General features: G+C 55.6%; 14 protein-coding genes. 9 read left to right on the top strand and 5 right to left on the bottom strand.

Annotation, left to right across the window (positions count from 1 at the left end; all coding sequences use genetic code 11):
- Positions 1 to 43 precede the first annotated feature (43 nt).
- Positions 44 to 1,315: a beta-ketoacyl-ACP synthase II gene (gene fabF / locus ACQE2I_RS13525; protein WP_427028591.1), complete on the bottom strand. Its 1,272-nt coding sequence runs from the start codon at positions 1,313 to 1,315 to the stop codon at positions 44 to 46.
- A gap of 88 nt (positions 1,316 to 1,403) precedes the next feature.
- Between fabF and ACQE2I_RS13520 the strand changes: the two genes are divergently transcribed.
- The 3 genes from ACQE2I_RS13520 to ACQE2I_RS13510 all read left to right on the top strand — a co-directional run bounded on the left by ACQE2I_RS13520 (position 1,404) and on the right by ACQE2I_RS13510 (position 4,783).
- Entirely contained in the window at positions 1,404 to 2,045 is a 642-nt protein-coding gene (locus ACQE2I_RS13520) for a TetR/AcrR family transcriptional regulator (protein WP_427028590.1), read from the top strand.
- Positions 2,046 to 2,236: 191 nt separating this feature from the next.
- On the top strand, positions 2,237 to 4,420 hold the full coding sequence (locus tag ACQE2I_RS13515) for an OsmC domain/YcaO domain-containing protein (protein WP_427028589.1): 2,184 nt from the start codon (positions 2,237 to 2,239) through the stop codon (positions 4,418 to 4,420).
- Between the two features lie 147 nt (positions 4,421 to 4,567).
- On the top strand, positions 4,568 to 4,783 hold the full coding sequence (locus ACQE2I_RS13510; protein WP_427028588.1) for a DUF2798 domain-containing protein: 216 nt from the start codon (positions 4,568 to 4,570) through the stop codon (positions 4,781 to 4,783).
- A 34-nt stretch (positions 4,784 to 4,817) separates the two neighbouring features.
- Here ACQE2I_RS13510 and ACQE2I_RS13505 read toward each other — a convergent pair whose 3' ends face one another.
- The 4 genes from ACQE2I_RS13505 to ACQE2I_RS13490 form a co-directional block, all read right to left on the bottom strand.
- On the bottom strand, positions 4,818 to 6,047 hold the full coding sequence (locus tag ACQE2I_RS13505) for a nucleoside recognition domain-containing protein (RefSeq protein WP_427028587.1): 1,230 nt from the start codon (positions 6,045 to 6,047) through the stop codon (positions 4,818 to 4,820).
- Positions 6,048 to 6,085: 38 nt separating this feature from the next.
- Entirely contained in the window at positions 6,086 to 7,018 is a 933-nt protein-coding gene (locus ACQE2I_RS13500; protein WP_427028586.1) for a lysine exporter LysO family protein, read from the bottom strand.
- The gene (locus ACQE2I_RS13495; RefSeq protein ID WP_427028585.1) at positions 7,019 to 7,759 is read right to left on the bottom strand and encodes a hypothetical protein; all 741 of its coding nucleotides are present in this window, start codon (positions 7,757 to 7,759) and stop codon (positions 7,019 to 7,021) included.
- A 120-nt stretch (positions 7,760 to 7,879) separates the two neighbouring features.
- Positions 7,880 to 8,815, bottom strand: a complete 936-nt coding sequence (locus ACQE2I_RS13490; protein ID WP_427028584.1) for a 2-hydroxyacid dehydrogenase — start codon at positions 8,813 to 8,815, stop codon at positions 7,880 to 7,882.
- 305 nt (positions 8,816 to 9,120) lie between these two features.
- Between ACQE2I_RS13490 and doeA the strand changes: the two genes are divergently transcribed.
- From doeA to ACQE2I_RS13460, 6 genes are all read left to right on the top strand, one after another.
- On the top strand, positions 9,121 to 10,320 hold the full coding sequence (doeA, locus tag ACQE2I_RS13485; protein WP_427028583.1) for an ectoine hydrolase DoeA: 1,200 nt from the start codon (positions 9,121 to 9,123) through the stop codon (positions 10,318 to 10,320).
- A 55-nt stretch (positions 10,321 to 10,375) separates the two neighbouring features.
- Entirely contained in the window at positions 10,376 to 11,407 is a 1,032-nt protein-coding gene (gene doeB / locus ACQE2I_RS13480) for a N(2)-acetyl-L-2,4-diaminobutanoate deacetylase DoeB (protein ID WP_427028581.1), read from the top strand.
- Between the two features lie 8 nt (positions 11,408 to 11,415).
- A complete protein-coding gene (locus ACQE2I_RS13475) occupies positions 11,416 to 11,892 on the top strand; it encodes an Lrp/AsnC family transcriptional regulator (protein WP_427028580.1) in 477 nt (158 codons plus the stop codon).
- Between the two features lie 223 nt (positions 11,893 to 12,115).
- Positions 12,116 to 13,612, top strand: coding sequence for an NAD-dependent succinate-semialdehyde dehydrogenase (locus tag ACQE2I_RS13470; RefSeq protein WP_427028579.1), 1,497 nt, complete (start codon positions 12,116 to 12,118; stop codon positions 13,610 to 13,612).
- 84 nt (positions 13,613 to 13,696) lie between these two features.
- A complete protein-coding gene (locus ACQE2I_RS13465; RefSeq protein WP_427028578.1) occupies positions 13,697 to 15,130 on the top strand; it encodes an aspartate aminotransferase family protein in 1,434 nt (477 codons plus the stop codon).
- A 117-nt stretch (positions 15,131 to 15,247) separates the two neighbouring features.
- Complete coding sequence (locus tag ACQE2I_RS13460; RefSeq protein WP_427028577.1) at positions 15,248 to 15,925, top strand: haloacid dehalogenase type II; 678 nt, start codon at positions 15,248 to 15,250, stop codon at positions 15,923 to 15,925.
- The last annotated feature ends 36 nt before the right edge of the window (positions 15,926 to 15,961 follow it).

The following is a 15,961-nucleotide window of genomic DNA, read 5'->3' as shown; positions in this document are numbered from 1 at the left end:
AGGTAGCCACCCAAGTCGACGGGTCGGTTTTCTTGCTTCTCCTTTAGTGTTCAATACTTCTAATAATAAGCGCTGCATTGACGCCACCAAAACCGAATCCATTGCACAAGACATGCTTGGTAATGTGCTTCTGACCAGTCGTTGTGACGAAGGTTAAATCCTGCATATCATCATCGCAGTGCTCAAGATTGATGGTGGGCGGAAGTTGCTGCGTATTGACGGCCAATACAGAAAAAATACTCTCTATGCCTCCCGCTGCGCCTAATAAATGGCCAGTGGCGGCTTTGGTTGCCGAAATAGGAATGGCGGGCAAGCGCTCACCGAAGACGTTACGCAGCGAGGCAATTTCAGCCCGGTCGCCGACGGGCGTCGAGGTGGCGTGGGCATTGATGTGATCAATAGCATCAATGGTAAGGTTCGCCATGCCTAGCGCTGCTTGAATCGCTGCCGCTGCGCCGGCCCCATCCTTTGGGCCTGCCGTTAGATGATAGGCATCTGCGCTGGTGCCGTAGCCGCTAATCACCGCTAACGGCGTTGCACCACGCGCGAGGGCATGGTCAAGCGTTTCGATCACCATAACGCCAGCGCCTTCTCCCATCACAAAACCGTTACGGGCTTTATCAAAGGGCCTGGACGCGTGTTCAGGGTTGTCTGCTTCTGTGGAAACGGCCTTTAGAGCGTTAAAGCTGGCGAGTGAGAGGGGGTCAATACATGCCTCGGCGCCGCCTACGACGGCAACATCGGCTTCTCCATTGCGTATGATGCGCATACCGTCGCCAATCGCTTGCAGGCCCGCCGCGCAAGCTGTCACTGGGCACCCCAGTGGGCCTTGAAAACCATAGCGAATTGACAGATTGCCAGCAGCCAAATTGGCTAGAAAGGCGGGCACTGTGAAGGGGGAGAGTTTGCGATAGCCGCGCTCAGCAAGCGTGTTTTGAGCTTGAGTAATGGTCGGGAAGCCGCCAATGCCAGAGCCAATAATGGTGGCCGTTCTGCGTTTTTTAGCCTGCTCAACGGGGAACCAGTTGGCCTGTGACAGTGCCTCCTGGGCTGCTGCTAACGCGTAAAGGCTGAACAAATCCATTTTGCGCTGCTCTTTGGGGTCGGCTATCTCATCCAGGTCGATACCGCCGGTGGGGTCGTGGTTAATGCTCGGCACCACCCCGGCAATTTTGATCGGGATATTGCTGGTGTCAAAGCGGCCAATCGTGCTGATGCCAGATTGGCCGTCAACCAGTCGCTGCCAACTTATATTGACGCTGTTTCCTAACGGGCTGACCATACCCATGCCGGTAATCACAATAGGTGATTGCATAGTGACTCCTGAGTTGTTGATGTGGTCACCCTAGCAATGGGCAGTATATGATCAAGATAATATTTAGCTGACGTATGACGAGGTAAATATGCCTTACCCCAAGAGCCATAAATCGAAAACCAAAGAGCGCATCTTGGCTTCGGCGACGGAGCTATTTAGCCGCAATGGGTTTCAAAAGGTATCGATTGGCCAGATCATGAAGCTAGCGAAGATGACGCATGGCGCCTTTTATGCCCATTTCGCTTCAAAAGAGGCCCTTTACAATGAGTCTGTTCGCCTGACCATTGATAACAGCCGGGCGGCTAGACTGGTAAAAGGCCCGCTTTCGTTACAACACCTAACCGAATTAGTCGCCAACTACTGCAATCTCCAGGAGTTGGAAGCTAAGCATAAGCCGGGCCCTGAAGCGGTACTGTTCAACGAAATAGGCAGTGAAAAAGCAGAAATCCGCACAATGTTTGAAGCGTCATATATGAGTATGAAAAAGATGCTTGAAACCCGGTTGATAGCACTGAGCAAGTTGAAACAACTTCCCTTTGCCAATGACCGCAAAGCGATTGCTGATAAATCCCGGGTCATATTGGCTTCCCTGGTAGGGGCAGTCGCCATTGCCAAAAGTCTGCCGGGAGAAGTGGAGCGCAAGCAGGTGCTGATAGCCACACAACGCCAGATTCTACTGATGCTCGGGGTCAGCGAAGCCGAGGCAGAGCGTATGCTGCAAGCACAGTAATTCCTCCCTCTACTGAAGAGATCGTCAAGATGCTGCTGTAGCAAGCACTGCCGTTTTCGCACGACGAGTGGCAGATGATTTGGGCGATGGCCCAAGACGAAGTGGGTAAAAAGCTGGATAATGGCGACCATTCGCCTACCGGCTGATGGCTTTCACAGCCTAGGCACACTCATTACCCCGGACGCCCGCTCATGGAAATCAAAGTTAACTATCTCGACAACCTCCGCCTGGAGGCCAAGTTCGACGATTTTACGGTCACCTCCGACCAGCCGATTCGCTACAAGGGCGACGGTTCGGCCCCTGGCCCGTTTGACTACTTCCTGGCGTCGTCGGCCATGTGTGCCGCCTACTTCGTCAAGGTGTACTGCAACGCGCGCAATATTCCTACTGAGAACATTCGCCTGTCGCAAAACAACATCGTTGACCCGGAAAACCGCTATAAGCAGATTTTCAAAATCCAAGTCGAGCTGCCGGAGGATATTTCCGACAAGGATCGCGAAGGCATGCTGCGTTCCATCGACCGCTGCACGGTGAAGAAAGTCGTCCAGACCGGCCCCGAGTTTCAGATCGAGGTGGTCGAGAACATTGACGAAGATGCCCAGGCGCTACTGATGGGTGCGCCGGAAGGTAGCAGTACCTATATTGAAGGCAAAGACCTGCCGTTGGAGCAGACCATTGCCAATATGAGCGCGTTTCTCGCTGATCTGGGTATGAAGATTGAGATCGCTTCCTGGCGCAATATCGTGCCCCACGTCTGGTCGTTGCATATCCGCGATGCGGCCTCACCGATGTGTTTTACCAACGGCAAAGGCGCCACCAAAGAGAGCGCGCTGTGCTCGGCGCTGGGCGAGTTTATCGAGCGTTTAAGCTGCAATTTCTTCTACAACGACCAGTTCTTCGGCGAAGAGATTGCGGGCAGTGACTTTGTTCACTACCCCAATGAGAGGTGGTTCAAACCGGGGCCCAATGATGAGTTGCCCGCCGAAATTCTCGACGAGCATTGTCTGGCCATTTATAACCCGGAAGGCGAGCTGTGTGGCTCAAACCTGATTGATACCAACTCCGGTCGCGAAGACCGGGGCATTGTCTCGCTGCCTTTTGTGCGTCAGTCCGACGGCGAAACGGTCTACTTCCCCTCCAATCTGATCGAAAACCTGTTCCTGAGTAACGGCATGAGTGCGGGTAATACGCTGGTGGAAGCCCAGGTGCAGTGCCTGTCGGAAATCCTTGAGCGGGCGGTGAAGCGCGAAATTCTTGAGCAAGAGCTGAGCCTGCCGGATGTGCCGAAAGAGGTGCTGGCGAAGTTCCCTGGCATTGTCGAAGGCATCAACGCTTTGGAAGCCCAGGGCTTTCCGGTGTTGGTCAAAGATGCCTCCATGGGCGGTCAGTTCCCGGTCATGTGCGTCACGCTGATGAACCCACGCACCGGCGGCGTGTTTGCCTCCTTCGGTGCCCACCCAAGCTTTGAAGTGGCGCTGGAGCGCAGCCTAACCGAATTGCTACAAGGCCGCAGTTTCGAAGGCTTTAACGACCTGCCGCTGCCAACCTTTAACTCGCAAACGGTTTCCGAGCCCAACAACTTTGTTGAGCACTTTATCGACTCCTTCGGCGTGGTGTCCTGGCGCTTCTTTAGCGCCAAACCCGATTTCGAATTCAGCGAGTGGGATTTCTCTGGTAGCAATGAAGAAGAGGCTGGCACGTTGTTTGGTCTTTTTGAAGAGCTGGGTGCCGAAGTGTATATGACGGTACACGAAGACTTGGGCGCACCGGTCTGCCGTATTCTGGTGCCGGGCTACTCCGAGGTGTACCCGATTGAAGATCTGATCTGGGACAACACCAACAAGGCGCTGGACTACCGCGAAGATATTCTCAACCTGCACCGCCTGGATGACGACCAGCTCACCAACTTGGTCGAGCGGCTGGAAGAGAGTCAGATGGATGACCACGCCGATATCATCACTCTGATCGGTATCGAGTTCGATGAGAACACCGAGTGGGGCCAACTGACCATTCTGGAGCTGAAACTGCTGGTTTACCTGGCGCTGCAGCGTCATGAAGAGGCGCTCGACTGCGTGCAGATGTTCCTGCAGTACAACGACAACACCGTCGAGCGTGGCCTGTTCTACCAAGCAGTGAATGCGGTGCTGGAAATTGTCCTGGATGATGAGCTGGAACTGGATGATTACCTTTACAACTTCCAGCGTATGTTCGGCGAAGCCACTATGGCAGCCGTGGTCGGCTCGGTGAGTGGCGAGGTGCGTTTCCATGGCCTAACGCCCACTAACATGCAGTTAGAAGGTCTAGAGCGCCACCAGCGCTTGATTGAAAGCTATAAAAAGCTCCATGCTGCTCGGGCGGCGAAAGCGGGCATTTAAGCGCCCTTTAAACGCGATGATGTTCAATCTCTTTGCTGGCGTTACGGCGCCAGCAAAGCAGGCTGAACCTACGCAGTGCAACCAAGTTTGGTGTCTTGATAACAGACGCTTTAAACCGCGGTGTATGTGAAACGGTATTTGAGAACCATGAAACACAGAATTATTTTCGCGCTACTGATGTCTTTCACACTCTCGCTGATTATGTCGGCGTGGGTGACCTACGTGAATATGGGTACACACCCCGGCTTTGTTGGCATTTGGATACACGCATGGCTGTTGGCGTGGCCTGCCGCTGGGATTATTGCGTTTATCAGCGGCCCCTTTATTCATAAGTTAGCCCACCGTATTGCCGAGAAAATCTAGCTATCCGGCTGATGCATCCATAACGGTAATGCGCCTACCCAAAAAACCAGTAGCACACGGCAATAGCGGTGGTAACGCCTGTAAAGTCCGCCACTAGTGCACAGCCTAAACCGTGACGAATACGCGTGATGCCTACCGCACCGAAGTAGACCGCTAGCACGTAGAAAGTGGTTTCGGTACTGCCTTGCATGGTGGCCGCAAGTAGGCCTGGAAAGCTATCGACGCCGAAGGTATCCATGGTTTCGATCATCATGGCGCGGGCGCCGCTCCCAGAAAGCGGCTTCACAAAGGCAGTGGGCAGGGCATCCACAAAGCGGGTGTCCCAACCGAAGCCTTCTACCAACCAGCGCACGCCACTTAGCCCCGCGTCCAATACGCCGCTGGCGCGTAGCACGCCCACTGCCACCAACATGGCAATCAGGTAGGGGAGCAGCGTAATGGTAAAGCTCAGCCCCTCTTTGGCGCCTTCGATAAAGGCGTCATACACCTTCACCCCGCGCAGCGCGCCGACCACCAGAAACATCATCACAATACCAAACAGCGTCAGATTGCCAACTAAGGTGGAGGCCGCCGCCAGCGCCTGGGCGGACATGCCGGCTAGGGTGGTGATTAATAGTCCTAACGCTAAGGCAGCGGCAACCAGATAAGCCAGCACCACCGGCTGCCAGAGCTTTAAGCGCTGCATGAAGGAAACGGCCAAAAGCCCGACTAGGCTAGAAGCGGTTGTCGCCAGCAGAATAGGTAAAAACACCAGCGTAGGGTCGGCAGCGCCTTGCTGGGCGCGGTACATAAAAATCGTTACCGGCAGTAGCGTGAGTGACGAGGTGTTAAGCACCAAAAACAGAATTTGCGCGTTGCTGGCGGTCTCACTGCTGGGGTTAAGGCTCTGTAGCGAATGCATCGCTTTGATGCCAATCGGCGTGGCGGCGTTATCCAGGCCCAGGATATTGGCCGCAAAGTTCATACTGATCAGCCCCATCGCCGGGTGGCCGCGGGGCACTTCAGGCATTAAGCGGCAGAACAGCGGGTCGAGCACCCGCCCCAGCAGGCGAATCAAGCCCGCTTTTTCGGCAATCGAAAGAAAACCCAGCCACAGCGTCATGGTGCCCAGTAGCACCAAAATGATATCGACGCTCACTTCCGCCATATCGAACAGTGACTGCACCAAGCGGGCAAACACTTCGCTGTCGCCACCCACCAGCCACTGCCAGAGGGAGGCCGCGAAGGCAGCGACAAAAAAGCTTAACCAAATTCCGTTGAGCATGAAGGGCGGGCATCCTGGAGATTGAGTGCTTGCTATCGCTAACCCGACAGCGAAAGAAAAAACAGAATTAGCGGTGGTGACAGCAGCGAGAGAATAAACCCGCTGACCACGGCAATAGGCACACAGGCTACGCCGCCGTGCTGTTGAATAACGGGCAAGGTGAAGTCCATAGAGGTGGCGCCGCCGTAACCAATGGCCAAGGCGGTGTGGCGGTGGATGACCAGCGGGATCAGGATAAACGCCAGCAGCTCACGGGTGAGGTCGTTGAAGAACGCCACGCCGCCCATCAGCGGGCCTAGCTGGTCGCCAATTAGAATTGCTGAAAGCGAGTACCAGCCAAAGCCTGAAGCCATAGCTAAGCCTTCGTTCCAGCTAAGCGAAAGCAGCGGGGCGGCGGCCAAACCTGCCAACAGCGAACTGAGTGCCAGCGTTATCGCAATGGCCAATCCCATGCGATTAAGCAAAATCTGCTTGAGCGGCATGCCGGAATTGCGTAGCTGGCAGCCGATCAACACCAACAGCAGGTAGAGCACCCACTCGGCCAGGAAGTTTGCCGTGGCGAAAAGCCCTTCGCCTAGCTGTGGGCCTAACAGTAAGCCAAAGATAACGCCACCTGCCACGACGGCTACCAGCAGCAGCGAACCTCGCATTGCCGCCAACTTGCTGGTGGGGGCATTTTTGACCACCGGCGAGTTGCCTGCTTTTAAGGATACACGGCGCGATAGCCACCATAGAGCCGTTAAGTTAAACAGCGTGGTAATGCTGAATAGCAGCAGGGCATTGCCACCCAAGCGTGAAAGCTGGCTGGTGAGATTTTCAAGCCCCGCCAAACTGATACCCATAAATAGCAGTATCAAGTACACCGAGGCATTTACCGCCTGGTTAATCAGCCGCTGTAACTGCGTAGAGCGAACCCGAACCAGATAACCTAGTACGAGCGGTAATAAAACAATCAATAAACCCGAAAGCATTTAGGGCGTCGTGCCCCCGTTTGGTTTGAAGTTGGTTAATGTCAGCTGCGTTTCGCGGCGACCGTCTTTTTGGTACACCGCCGAGAGAATCAGGCCGGGCCAATCGGGGTGAAAGTTGAGCTGCAGCAGGCGGTCTGGCTTCTCGGTGTCGATCAGCGATACCCGTAGGGCTTCAAACTCGCCGGCAGGCACGTTTATCGTCCCTGGGTCATTAACATAGTATTGAAAGTGCTCGTCGCGTCCTTTTTGGTCGACAAACTCAATTTCGCAGGGAGCACTCTCGGTGCAGTTTTCGTGCCCCGCTCGGCGCGATAGATCAAACAGCGCCGTTTGCCGATCTAAACTAGGTATATCACTTTCGGTTAATTGGTAGCTATCCCCCACGCCGAGCACGGAATAGCTACTGCGAAACAGCAGCGCCTGGGGGGCATTACCATTCAGTGCAAAACGGCTGAACTCCTGGCCGCGCGCCACGGTAATCGAGAAGCGCATATCGCTCAACCAATGATTACCTTCGTGAGAGAGGCGGTGGGTAATCGTAGCGCTTGGCCAGCCGCGAACCTCAAGCCGATACTGTGCTTCAAAGGGGCTAGGGGCTTCAAAGGACCGAGGGGCTTCAAAGGCCTGCGGATCCGTGAGCGTATCTGATGCTAACGCCATGCCGCTAGAGCAGAAAGCGGCGAGACTCAATCCTGCCCCTGCTAGCGCGCGTCTAGGCAGTTGTGCGAAAACATTAACCAAGGGCCTTCCTCCTTAAAGTCATATCTTCCTAAGAGCCTTTAATGAACACTTGGTTCTCAGCGCGCTGCTAATATAGCAAGGCTGATGGGCAAGTCTAAATGGCGAGGCTGAATGGCGGCGTTAGTAGCCCGCCTCGGGGTTTACCGTGGCGAGTTTTTCACCGGCCTCAAAGGCGTGCAAATAGGCGATCACTTGATCAATAGCATCGTTTAATGGCGTTGGGGCGGCCATATGCGGGGTAATAATCACCTTGGGATGCTGCCATAGCGGATTGTTGGCGGGCAGCGGCTCTTCATGAAACACGTCCAGCAACGCGCCGCGCAAATGCCCCGGCTGATCGGCACTGCCCAGTGCGTCTAGCAATGCCTGCTCATCAATTAAACTGCCGCGACCAGGATTAATCACGCTGGCGCCTTTAGGCAGTTGGGCCAGCCGCTCGGCGTTGAGAATATGTTGAGTGGCGGCAGTATCGGGCAGAATGGTGATCAGGCTGTGCACTTGGCCGAGTAGTTCGGTCAGCCCTTCGTCGCCATGAAAACAGTCTACGCCGCTGATCTGTTTGGGAGATCTGCTCCAACCCAGCACCGGGAAGCCCGCTTGCTGCAGGGCGCTGGCCACAAAAGCGCCAATAGCGCCCAGGCCTAACACACCCACCGGCCAGTGAGATTTTTCCACCACCGCTTGCGGTTGCCAGGTGGCGCTGTGCTGCTGCTCTAGGTAACGATCCATGCTGCGGTAGAAGTGCAACACGCCATACAGTGCGTAGTCGGCCATTAGCTCGCCCATGCCCGCATCGCGTAATTTTACAATCGGTACGTCGCTGGGTAGCCCCGGGGTTTTGAGTAGGTAATCCACTCCAGCGCCCAAATTGATGATGCCTTTTAGCTGGGTTTGTTCTTGCAGCAAATGCGCGGGCGCTTTCCAGGTGGCGAGATAGTCAGCCCCTTTACGCTCATCCGCTGGCGCCTCGCTGGTCACTACGGTGGCTTGGGGCAACGCTTCCGCCAGCGCCGCTTGCCACTGTTCAGCCTCATCGATATGCACGACAATTTTCATCTCGTTCCCCTCTTGCTAAAAGTGTCATTACTGCAGGTTATCATGGTGAGCGGTAAAGGCTGTTGCAAGCTTGCTTAGTGCAAATAACGATGCCGTATGCACTTTTTGTCATAAAGGCTTTGACCAGCAACCAAGGGTCGGTGCTAGTATCGGCTTAAGACGACATTGGCGGGCCTGCTGCAACCGCAGCAGATGCAACCCCGACGCCTGATCGGTGGTGGCCAGGTCGATCCTGTGGCCCAGCGTTATGTGCCTATAGTAGGCAGTGTGCTGGTTCTTGGTGATCCTTAATGGCGAGTTGCCCGATGACTCAGGTTTCCCTGCCTTTCACGCGCGAAGAGTATGCTACCCGCCTGTGGAAAGTGCGTGCTGAAATGGCCAGTCGTGGCATTGACGTATTGATCGTCAGTGACCCTTCCAATATGGCTTGGCTAACCGGCTACGACGGTTGGTCGTTTTATGTGCATCAGTGTGTGCTGGTCGGCCTTGAAGGCGAGCCGGTATGGTTCGGGCGGCGTATGGATGCTAACGGCGCGCTGCGCACCTGCTGGATCGATCCCGATAACATTACCTACTACCCAGATTACTACGTTCAGAATCCGGATATGCACCCGATGGAGTACCTGGCTCAGTCGATCATGCCCGATCGCGGCTGGCATCTGTGCGTGGTGGGTATGGAGATGGATAACTACTATTTCTCCGCCAAGGCCTATCTAAGCCTACTGCGCGAGCTGCCCCATGCGCGCTTTATGGATGCCAATTCGCTGGTGAACTGGTGCCGGGCGATAAAGTCGTCCCAAGAAGTCGAGTACATGCGGATTGCCGCCAAAATTGTGGAAGGCATGCACACGCGTATTCTGGAAGTGATTGAGCCTGGCTTGCCCAAGAGCAAACTGGTGTCGGAGATTTACCGCGTTGGCATCGAAGGTTTTGTGGATGAGAACGGTAAAGTCTTTGGCGGTGACTATCCCGCCATTGTGCCCATGCTGCCCACCGGCAAAGACGCCGCGGCGCCGCACCTGACCTGGGACGACACGCCGTTTCGCAAAGGTGAAGGCACCTTCTTTGAGATTGCCGGGGTGTTCAAGCGCTACCACGCGCCGATGTCGCGCACGGTATTTCTGGGCACACCACCAGCGGATTTTATTCGCGCGGAATCCGCTCTTTTAGAAGGCATCGAAAACGGCCTGGCAGTCGCCAAACCTGGCAACCGCACGGCGGATATCGCCATGGCGTTGGGGTCGGCGATGGATAAATATGGCTTTGACCGTGGCGGCGCCCGCTGTGGTTACCCCATCGGCATTTCGTACCCGCCGGACTGGGGTGAGCGCACCATGAGCCTACGTCCCTCGGATGAGACTATTTTACAGCCCGGTATGACGTTCCACTTTATGCCCGGGCTATGGGAAGAAAACTGGGGCTTGGAAATCACCGAAAGTATTTTGATTACTGAAAATGGCTGCGAAACCCTGGCCAATTTTCCGCGCCAGCTGTTTGTTAAGTAGCGGATTTTAAAGTAACTGATTTTAAAGTAGTGGTTTGTAAATAAAGGAATATCCAATGACCGATCAAGCGAGCCAACGGCGGCCTAGCCCTATTTCTGCCACCGTCGATTTTGACGCCGATGGTGTACAGCACGGTTTTTTAAAGCTGCCGATCTCCACCGATGAGTCTGCCTGGGGCGCGGTGATGATTCCCGTCACTGTGGTGAAAAATGGTGAAGGCCCCACCGCGCTGCTGACCGGCGGCAACCATGGCGATGAATATGAGGGTATCACCTCGCTACTGAAACTCTCTTCAACGCTGAAAACAGAGGACGTGACAGGGCGGGTGATTATCGTGCCGTGCATGAATACTCCAGCGGTCATGGCAGGCAAGCGTACCTCGCCGATGGACAAGGGTAACCTCAACCGCAGCTTTCCCGGTGACCCCAACGGCAGCGTGACGCCGCAGATTGCCGACTACTTTACCCGCGTGCTGGTACCCATTGCGGACGTGGTGCTCGACCTTCACTCCGGCGGCCGCACGCTGGATATTCTGCCCTTCGGCGCGTCTCACGTGCTGGATAATAAAGCGCAGCAGCAGGCCGCTCTGGAAGGTGCCAAAGCATTTGGCGCCCCCTATGCCATGGTGATGTTTGAGCTGGATGCGGAAAAACTCTTCGACACCGCCTGCGAGCGCCAGGGCAAAGTGTTTGTGGCCACCGAGCTTGGCGGCGGCGGAACATCGACGCCTTTGAGTATCGCGATTGCCGAGCGTGGCGTGCGTAACTTCCTGATTCACTACGGCCTGGTAGAAGGCGAAGTGGAAATGCCTGCCGGCGGCCAGATGTATCTCGATATGCCCGACGCCAGTTGCTACGTACAGAGCCAGCACTCCGGCGTATTAGAGCTATTAGTCGCGCTGGGTGATGAAATCAAAAAAGGCCAAATCATCGCCTACGTGTACGACATGACCCGCAGCGGCACCGACCCGGTCGCCTACAAAGCGGAGCGCGATGGCATTTTGATGGCCCGCCGCGCCCCTTCCCTGATCAATATGGGGGATACCCTGGCGGTGATTGCCGATGTTGTTGAACGCCTGGAGGCGTAGCACTAGGCATGATGAAACTTGACCGTTACGATCTGAAAATTCTCGATATTCTCTCCCGCGATGGGCGAATCACCAAGTCGAAGCTGGCCGAGGCGATCAATCTCTCGGTCAGCCCCTGCTGGGAGCGGGTAAAACGGCTGGAAAACGCAGGGGTTATCCAGGGTTACAGTGCGCGCATTGACGCTGACGTGCTGGTGCCGCGCAACCCTGTTTGGGTACAGATAGAGCTTAAACAGCACAACGCCGAAAGCTTCACTCGCTTTGAAGCCCTGGTGATGCAAACCCCGGAAGTCACCGAGTGCGTCGCCGTAGGCGGTGGGGTAGATTACCTGGTCAAGTTTGAGGCCCGTACTATCGATAGTTACCAGCGTTTGATGGACAAGTGGTTGGTTTCAGAAGCGGGTATCGAGCGCTATTTCACCTATATTGTCACCAAAACCGTTAAGCGGGTGCCGATTGGTATTGATACCGCTGATGTGATGTAAATCTCCCTTCATCAATCGCCGTCTTAGCCCACCAAAAAAAAGCACTGTTAAACGGCTGCTGACAAAAAAAGTCGCGCGATAAGTCTTGGTTTTCAAAAACACTTCGTGGCCACTCTCCGTTAACCTGGGGGCATTCGACGGCAAGGCTAATAAGCGCTTGCTGACAATGCCACACAGTGACTGCAGCGCTCGGTTAGCCAGGCTGCATTGAGGGGAGGTTCCCATGACCACACTATCGACCACGCTCGCAAAGCGCTTGGAAGATCCGCGTCTGTTCCGGCAGTACGCCTACGTGAACGGTAAGTGGACCCACGGGGAAGGCGGGCGCGAAGAAGCGGTTTATGATCCCGCCACTAATGAAGCCATTGGCCATATCCCGCTATTGGAAGCCGAGCAAATTACCGCTGCAGTCGATGCGGCTGAAGTCGCTTTTGTGCAGTGGCGGGCGCTGCGCGTGGATGAGCGTTGCGAGCGCTTGCTCGCGTGGTACGACCTGATTCAAGCTAACCGTGAAGACCTCGCCACCATCATGACGCTAGAGCAGGGCAAACCTCTGCCCGACGCCCGTGGTGAAGTCGAGTATGGTGCCAGTTTTGTGCGTTGGTTTGCCGAAGAGAGCAAGCGTACTTATGGCGAAACCATCCCCAGCCATATCCCCAATGCATCGCTGGGTACCATTAAAGAGCCGGTGGGCATTGCGGCGATGATTACGCCGTGGAACTTCCCGCTGGCGATGATCACCCGCAAAGCCGCCGCGGCACTGGCAGCGGGTTGCCCGGTGATTGTGAAGCCTGCCAACGAAACGCCTTACTCGGCGTTGGCGCTGGCGGAGCTGGCTGAACGTGCAGGGATTCCGGCGGGCATTTTTAACGTCGTGCTGGGGGACCCGGCGGAAGTATCAAAGATTCTCTGCGCTGAATCACGTATTCGGGCGCTGTCATTCACCGGCTCCACCCGTGTTGGCCGCATTCTGATCGAGCAGAGCGCGCATACCGTCAAGCGTCTGTCTTTGGAACTGGGCGGCAATGCGCCATTTATTGTCGGGCCGGATATGGATCCCAAAGAGGCTGCCTTCGCCGCCGTCGATGCCAAGTTTCAAACCGCGGGGCAGGACTGCTTGGCAGCCAACCGCATTTTGGTGCACGAATCCATTCACGACGAATTCGTTGAGCAGTTCACCGAACGCATGGCGGCACTTACCGTGGGTAATGGCTTGCAGGGGGAAATTGACCTTGGCCCACTGATCCACCGTCAGGCGGTAGAAAAAGCGGCGGCGATTGTTGATGACGCTATTTCCAAAGGCGCCAAGATGATCGGTGGTGATCAAAGCCAGGCACCGGGTGAAAACTTCTTTATGCCGGTGATGCTGACCGGCGTCACGCCGCAAATGAAAGTATGGCGGGAAGAGAACTTTGCGCCCGTGGCCGGTATCACCGCCTATAGCACCGATGACGAAGTGATTGAAATGGCGAATGACACCGAATACGGCTTGGCCGCGTATATCTACACCCACGATATTCGTCGCATTTGGAAACTAATGCGCGCGCTGGAATACGGCATGGTCAGCGTTAACTCCGTCAAAATGACCGGCCCGCCGGTACCTTTCGGCGGTGTGAAGCAGTCCGGCCTTGGCCGTGAAGGCGGCGCCACCGGTATTGATGAGTATTTAGAGACTAAGTATTACTGCCTGGGCGCGCTGGGTTCCGTCTCTGGCAGCTAGCGGCGCTTTGCTACCCAGCCGTAAGCAAGTATTTAAACTACCCTCCCCAAACGTTGGGGAGGTTTACCGTATAGAGAGAACGCTATGAGCTTGCATCAGGATTTGATCGAACGCGACCGTAAAGTTACTTTTCACGCCTCTACCCACCTACGCGACTTCGCCCATGGCGATGCGCCGGGCCGCGTGATTACCGGCGGTAAAGGCATCAACATCGTGGACAAGGATGGCCGCGAATTTATCGACGGCTTTGCCGGGCTTTACTGTGTCAATATTGGCTATGGTCGCACTGAAGTCGCCGAAGCGATCTACAAGCAAGCGCTAGAGCTTTCCTACTACCACACCTATGTAGGCCACTCTAACGAGCCGCAAATTGAGCTTTCTGAGCGCATTCTGAAGATCGCTGGCATGAATATGTCCAAGGTCTACTATGGCATGTCGGGTTCAGACGCCAACGAAACCCAGCTCAAGATCGTGCGCTACTACAACAACGTACTGGGTCGCCCGCAGAAGAAAAAGGTCATCTCGCGTATGCGCGGCTATCACGGTTCCGGTATCGCCTCTGGCTCGCTGACCGGCCTGAAAGCGTTCCACGATCACTTCGATCTGCCGATTGACACCATTCGCCATACCGAAGCGCCGCACTATTACCTGCGCGCCGCCGAGCAGCACGGCATGACCGAGCTTGAGTTCTCTGCGTATTGCGCCGAGAAACTGGAAGCGATGATTCTGGAAGAAGGCCCGGATACCGTCGCCGCCTTTATCGGCGAGCCGGTGCTGGGTACGGGCGGTATCGTACCGCCGCCGGAAGGCTACTGGGATGCCATCCAAGCCGTGCTGGCGAAGTATGACGTGCTGCTGATTGCCGATGAAGTGGTGTGTGGCTTTGGCCGTACCGGTTCTGATTTCGGCAGCCACCACTACAACATGAAGCCTGACCTGGTCACCATCGCCAAAGGTCTCACCAGCGCCTACCAACCGCTTTCCGGCGTGATTGTCGGTGAGAAGGTCTGGCAAGTGCTTGAGCAAGGCACTGGCGAATACGGCCCCATCGGCCACGGCTGGACTTATTCAGGCCACGCACTGGGCTGTGCGGCTGGGCTTGCTAACCTGGATATCATTGAGCGTGAAAACCTGGTGGGTAACGCGGCGGAAACCGGCGCTTACTTCCAGCAGCAGCTAAAAGCTAACTTTGAAGGTCATCCGCTACTGGGCGACGTGCGCGGTGTGGGCCTGATGGCGGCACTAGAGTTCTCGCCAGATGCCAAGCAGCGCCTGCACTTCGACCCAGCGCTGAAGGTTGGTCCACGCGTATCGGCAGCAGCACTGGAAGAGAACCTGATTGCCCGCGCCATGCCCCAAGGCGACATTCTCGGCTTTGCACCGCCGCTGACCATTAACCGCGGTGAAGTGGACGAAATGATTGGCCGCGCCAAACGCGCCATCGACCGCGTAACGGATGAGCTTACGCGCTCAGGCGACCTTAAAACCGGCCAGCAGGAGGCTGCCTTTACGGTTTAATCACCTGTATTAGCCTTTTGAGCGCCGCTGCCTGTGCAGCGGCGCTTTTGTTTTTGTTGGCCACGACTATGCTGAATACAGTTGTTAGCCAATTGATAGTAAAAGGAGAGGCCCACGATGCAGCCGGTATTAGCCTTCGATGTTTACGGCACGCTGATTGACACCCAGGGAGTGACCGTTGAGCTGGAACGACGCTTGACCGATGCCTCCAAAACAGGTGAATTTGCCCGCCGCTGGCGCGAGAAACAACTTGAATACAGCTTTCGCCATAGCCTGATGGGCGCGTATGTGCCGTTTTATGAATGTACCCGCGAAGCGCTGGTCTTCGTTGACCGGGCGCTACAGACCGGCCTTTCCGATAACGACCACGATCACTTAATGGCGGTCTATGGTGAGCTACCTGCGTTTGACGATGTCGTGCCCGCCTTGGATCAATTGCGCGATGCAGGCATCCGCTGCGTGGCGTTTTCGAATGGCACTGCCGATGCCGTCTCGACGCTACTGACGCGTGCAGGCGTTGAGAGCCATATGGATGACGTCATTAGCGCGGATGAAGTAAAGCGCTTCAAGCCGGACCCCGCCGTTTATTCCCATCTGCGTAGCCGCCTGGAAGCCCGCCCAGAACACACCTGGCTAATTTCCAGCAATCCCTTTGATGTGATTGGCGCCACTCATGCAGGCTTGCGCAGCGCCTGGATACGGCGTAATTCGGATGCGCCGTTTGACCCCTGGGGCATTGAGCCCGATATGACGGTCACCGATTTAGGCGCATTGGCCGAACGCATTATTCGCTAGGTTGTGAACCTGCGCAGACAAGTCGCATAATGACGC

Origin of the sequence: Halomonas sp. H2, assembly GCF_050215315.1 — a bacterium.
GTDB lineage: Bacteria > Pseudomonadota > Gammaproteobacteria > Pseudomonadales > Halomonadaceae > Vreelandella.
The sequence above is the reverse complement of the archived record's forward strand: the minus strand, read 5'-3'. Positions and strand labels throughout refer to the sequence as shown.

Bases quoted from the DNA above. Each gene is read 5' to 3' on its own strand.
- ACQE2I_RS13520 (WP_427028590.1), top strand. From the start codon at position 1,404: ATGCCTTACCCCAAGAGCCATAAATCGAAAACCAAAGAGCGCATCTTG.
- ACQE2I_RS13465 (WP_427028578.1), top strand. From the start codon at position 13,697: ATGAGCTTGCATCAGGATTTGATCGAACGCGACCGTAAAGTTACTTTT.
- doeB (WP_427028581.1), top strand. From the start codon at position 10,376: ATGACCGATCAAGCGAGCCAACGGCGGCCTAGCCCTATTTCTGCCACC.
- ACQE2I_RS13515 (WP_427028589.1), top strand. From the start codon at position 2,237: ATGGAAATCAAAGTTAACTATCTCGACAACCTCCGCCTGGAGGCCAAG.
- fabF (WP_427028591.1), bottom strand. From the start codon at position 1,315: ATGCAATCACCTATTGTGATTACCGGCATGGGTATGGTCAGCCCGTTA.
- doeA (WP_427028583.1), top strand. From the start codon at position 9,121: ATGACTCAGGTTTCCCTGCCTTTCACGCGCGAAGAGTATGCTACCCGC.
- ACQE2I_RS13500 (WP_427028586.1), bottom strand. From the start codon at position 7,018: ATGCTTTCGGGTTTATTGATTGTTTTATTACCGCTCGTACTAGGTTAT.
- ACQE2I_RS13470 (WP_427028579.1), top strand. From the start codon at position 12,116: ATGACCACACTATCGACCACGCTCGCAAAGCGCTTGGAAGATCCGCGT.
- ACQE2I_RS13460 (WP_427028577.1), top strand. From the start codon at position 15,248: ATGCAGCCGGTATTAGCCTTCGATGTTTACGGCACGCTGATTGACACC.
- ACQE2I_RS13505 (WP_427028587.1), bottom strand. From the start codon at position 6,047: ATGCTCAACGGAATTTGGTTAAGCTTTTTTGTCGCTGCCTTCGCGGCC.
- ACQE2I_RS13510 (WP_427028588.1), top strand. From the start codon at position 4,568: ATGAAACACAGAATTATTTTCGCGCTACTGATGTCTTTCACACTCTCG.
- ACQE2I_RS13490 (WP_427028584.1), bottom strand. From the start codon at position 8,815: ATGAAAATTGTCGTGCATATCGATGAGGCTGAACAGTGGCAAGCGGCG.
- ACQE2I_RS13475 (WP_427028580.1), top strand. From the start codon at position 11,416: ATGATGAAACTTGACCGTTACGATCTGAAAATTCTCGATATTCTCTCC.